Origin of the sequence: Lutibacter sp., assembly GCF_040883305.1 — a bacterium.
In the GTDB taxonomy this organism is placed as follows: domain Bacteria; phylum Bacteroidota; class Bacteroidia; order Flavobacteriales; family Flavobacteriaceae; genus Lutibacter.
The window spans coordinates 1-3825 of the sequence record NZ_JBFLKT010000120.1; the positions used below are offsets into that span (position 1 = coordinate 1).

Below are 3825 nucleotides of genomic sequence, written 5' to 3' on the forward strand. Positions count from 1 at the left end.
AACGAAAAGTTTTCACTTTTGGGTTTATTATTTGAAAGTGCTTCAAATTTCTGAATAATTTCTGATATTGCTAACGCAGGATTTATTCCTTTTTCGGGTTCTGCTGCATGTGCATTTTTACCGTGAATTTTAATAATAATACTTTTTACAGCAGCAGTAAATGAGTTTTTCTTTAGAATTATTTGGTGCAAAGGAACTTCAGGAATATTGTGAAAAGCAAAAACAAAGTTGGGTTTTATATGCTCAAATTTAGGATCTTTTATAACTTTTTGTGCGCCTTCTCCAGTTTCTTCAGCAGGTTGAAATAACAAGATTATTTTTCCTTTTTTTGGTGGGTTTTCAGAAAGTAATTTTGCAAAACCTAATAAGGCGCAAGTATGTCCGTCGTGACCACATTTGTGTGAGATCCCTGAATTTAAAGAGGCGTGTTTAAACGTATTTATTTCTGAAATAGGTAATGCATCAATATCTGCTCTAAAAAGAATATTTCTCCCTGGTTTTTTACTATCAAAAATTGCCAAAACCCCGTAACCACCAACATTTGTTATTATTTGTGTTGGAGTGCACGTTTTTAAAAATGAATAAATAAGTTTTGAAGTATTTTTTTCTTTTCCTGATAATTCTGGATTTGCATGAAGTTTTTTTCGTAGTAAAATTAGTTTTTGAATCAGTTTGTCATCCATTATTATTTTGTGCATTTTTTTAAAGAAGCTTAAATTAAAAAAATACCAAGAGACTTCCTAATAAAACTAATTTAAGTTAGTCTAAAACCCATTTAACTCTGCCAACTTCACCTGTTACAAGCATAACTTTTATTCCATGTGGATGTTTTTGAGAATTAGTCAATATTCTTTTTACAAATCCTGTGGTTAATTCTCCGCTGCGTTGGTGGTTTTTTTGTACAATTTCTACTTCGCTATCTATTTGTATATTATTTCTAATACTACCACTAATTTTTTCTTGTTTCATAGGTTGGTTTTCTATTGGTTTTCTCTTTTTCTATGTTTTTTCATTCTTTTTGGCCCATACCATAGCCAAAAGCCAGTTATTGTAAATAGTAACAATGCCAAGCCCATTATTGAAGTGTAAATTACTAGAAATGGTTTTGAAGGAGTATTAAACCACGTATCTAAAACAGTACCATCATGCAGATCTTCAATAAAATCTGAATGTCTTTTACCAATATTAAGAACGTTTCCTGTTGCACCATCTAATTGAATTTCCCAAGTATGGTTTTCGAAAATAAATTTTACCATTCCTTTGTTTTTACGAATGTCAATTCTGTCAAGTTCCATAGATAAATCTGATGAAATACTATCTTTTAATACTAATAATGCTTTTTTATGCAAACTATCTACAGGTAACCAATATTGTAAATTACTTGAAGTGCCATTGTAAGATTGTGGTATAATTAAATTATTACTATGACTTTTCCAGCCTAAGAGAATTCCTGTTATGGCTATTATAAAAAAGAATATAAAAAGCATTGCACCAGTTGTACGATGTACTTTTCTAAATATTCTTAAAATTTTTGCTTGTGTTTGTCTGGAGTTCAATTTCTTCAAAAATTAATTCGTTTTTTAATTCGTTTTTTCAACTTTATCAATTACATTTTTTAGATTTAGTTTTTCTTTGGGAATTATTCCTTTTAGTAATAATGCTACTCCAAAAATCATTAATAAAACCCCCATAGTTCGTTTTATTTTATAGATAACTTTTGGAGTTAATTTTCTTTTTAGTTGCTTGGCGAGTACAATTTTTCCAATATCGGTTATTAAGTAACTAATTAAAATTACGGCAAAATAGTTAAATATTTTTTCTGGATCCATTTCTAAATTTGGACCAACAACCACAATCATTCCCAACCAAAAGGCCAACACACCTACATTTATAAAATTTAATAAAAACCCTTTAATAAATAATTTTGTGTAATTAGATTTTTCTTGTAATACCAGAGTTTCATCTTGTATTGCTCTTTTCTGACTTTTATCTAAATACGTAATTAAACCATATACTAGTAAAATAAGTCCGCCAATTAAAAACATTTTTGGGTCGTCTTTTATTTTTTCTAACAAACTTTTACTTCCGTAATACGCCATTAAAATAAAAACAACATCACCTAACATTACGCCTAAGTCAAAAACTATGGCAGCTCTGGCACCTTTAATAATACTTGTTTGAATTAGCATAAAAAAGACAGGACCTATCATAAATGCTAGGAAAAATCCAATTAATACTGCTTCTTTAAGTTCGTTAAATGCCATAAAATGTTTACTATTTTGTGAAAATACTATATTTATTAAACATCATCGTAATCAACAGTAAGTTTTTGTGAAGTTGGATGCGCCTGACAGGTTAAAATTAAACCTTCTGCAATTTCGCTATCCGATAAAATGGCATTTTTCTCCATTTTGGCAGTTCCTTCGGTTACTTTTGCCAAACAACTGCTACAAATTCCGCCTTGGCAAGAATACGGAGCATCTAAACCTTGTTTTAAAGCAGCACTTAAAATTGTGGTTTTAGCATCCATGTTAAAAGTAGTTTCTTCGTCATCAACAATTACCGTAATTTCAGAAGTTCCTTCAAAATTTAGTGTTGCTTTTTCTTCAGAAGAAATGGGTGTTGAAAACAATTCAAAAAAGATATTATTTTTATCAATATTATTTTCAATTAGTACATCAATAGCTAAATGAATCATAGCTTCTGGTCCGCATAAAAAGGCTTTATCAAAAGTTATATGTTTTAATTTATTTTTAACAACATAATTTATGTTTGACTTGTCGATTCTTCCAAACAATGCATTTTCTTGTTCTTCTTGACTATATACATATTGTACATTTAAGTTTTTTGGAAAGTTGTTTTGTAACGCATCTAAATCAGCTTTAAAAATAGTATCAGCAACAGTTTTATTTCCATAAATAAGTGTAAAAGTACTTTTGGGCTCTTCTGTTAAAGTAGCTTTTAGCATTGCCATAATTGGTGTAATTCCGCTTCCAGCAGCAATTGCAAGGTAATTTTTTGAATTAATTTTAGCCGTTTCTAATACAAATTTTCCTTCAGGATTTTCAACTTCTAGTGTATCGCCTTCTTTTAAAATTGTGTTTGCAAAAACTGAGAACGTACCATTGTCAACTGCTTTTACTACAACTGCAAGGTCGTTGCTATTTGGTGCAGAACATATAGAATAAGCTCTTCGTAGCTCTTTACCTGCAATAGTTTTTTTAATATTCAGGTATTGTCCGGCTTTAAATTGAAATTCCTTTTGATATTCGCTAGGAATATCAAATACAATAGAAACTGCATTTTGTGTTTCTTTTTTAATTTCTTTTATAGTGAGTATATGAAATTTTGACATAATCATTTATTTAAGCTTACAAAAGTAGTTAATCTAAATACAAATTTTTGTTAAAATTAGTACTTAAGAATGTTATGCATAAGAAAATTATGTATATATTTGAATAGTTATTTATAAAATTATGGGAAATCAAAAATTATACAAAGGCTCTTTACAAACTATTATTTTAAAACTATTGGAAGAAAAGGACAAAATGTATGGTTACGAAATTACACAGAAAGTAAAAGAGTTAACTAAAGGAGAATTAACAATTACCGAAGGTGCTTTGTACCCAGCGTTACATAAATTAGAAGCTGAAGGTTTGTTAGATGTTGAGGTTGCTAAAGTTGATAACCGTTTACGAAAGTATTATAAGTTAACAGAAAATGGCACAAAAGAAACAGTAAGCCGGTTAGCCGAAATGGAAGATTTTTTAAGAACTATGCAAACCATTGTAAACCCTAAGTTTAGTTTAGAATAAAGCCCATAAT

6 protein-coding genes are annotated in these 3825 nt (G+C 29.4%); 1 reads left to right on the top strand and 5 read right to left on the bottom strand.

Annotation, left to right across the window (positions count from 1 at the left end):
* The 5 genes from AB1Z17_RS03680 to AB1Z17_RS03700 all read right to left on the bottom strand — a co-directional run.
* The coding region (locus tag AB1Z17_RS03680; RefSeq protein WP_368050447.1) for an amidohydrolase at positions 1-698 on the bottom strand (698 nt) is incomplete at its 3' end.
* Between the two features lie 61 nt (positions 699-759).
* Complete coding sequence (locus AB1Z17_RS03685; RefSeq protein ID WP_368050448.1) at positions 760-969, bottom strand: YwbE family protein; 210 nt, start codon at positions 967-969, stop codon at positions 760-762.
* 11 nt (positions 970-980) lie between these two features.
* Positions 981-1565: a PepSY domain-containing protein gene (locus tag AB1Z17_RS03690; RefSeq protein WP_368050449.1), complete on the bottom strand. Its 585-nt coding sequence runs from the start codon at positions 1563-1565 to the stop codon at positions 981-983.
* A 15-nt stretch (positions 1566-1580) separates the two neighbouring features.
* Positions 1581-2264 (bottom strand): LysE family translocator, encoded by a 684-nt coding sequence (locus tag AB1Z17_RS03695; protein ID WP_368050450.1) that lies wholly within the window; start codon positions 2262-2264, stop codon positions 1581-1583.
* A gap of 35 nt (positions 2265-2299) precedes the next feature.
* Positions 2300-3355: a 2Fe-2S iron-sulfur cluster-binding protein gene (locus AB1Z17_RS03700; protein ID WP_368050451.1), complete on the bottom strand. Its 1056-nt coding sequence runs from the start codon at positions 3353-3355 to the stop codon at positions 2300-2302.
* Positions 3356-3476: 121 nt separating this feature from the next.
* Between AB1Z17_RS03700 and AB1Z17_RS03705 the strand changes: the two genes are divergently transcribed.
* Positions 3477-3815: a PadR family transcriptional regulator gene (locus AB1Z17_RS03705; protein ID WP_368050452.1), complete on the top strand. Its 339-nt coding sequence runs from the start codon at positions 3477-3479 to the stop codon at positions 3813-3815.
* The last annotated feature ends 10 nt before the right edge of the window (positions 3816-3825 follow it).

Coding starts and splice junctions, on each gene's coding strand:
- AB1Z17_RS03705 (WP_368050452.1), top strand. CDS start 3,477: ATGGGAAATCAAAAATTATACAAAGGCTCTTTACAAACTATTATTTTA.
- AB1Z17_RS03695 (WP_368050450.1), bottom strand. CDS start 2,264: ATGGCATTTAACGAACTTAAAGAAGCAGTATTAATTGGATTTTTCCTA.
- AB1Z17_RS03685 (WP_368050448.1), bottom strand. CDS start 969: ATGAAACAAGAAAAAATTAGTGGTAGTATTAGAAATAATATACAAATA.
- AB1Z17_RS03700 (WP_368050451.1), bottom strand. CDS start 3,355: ATGTCAAAATTTCATATACTCACTATAAAAGAAATTAAAAAAGAAACA.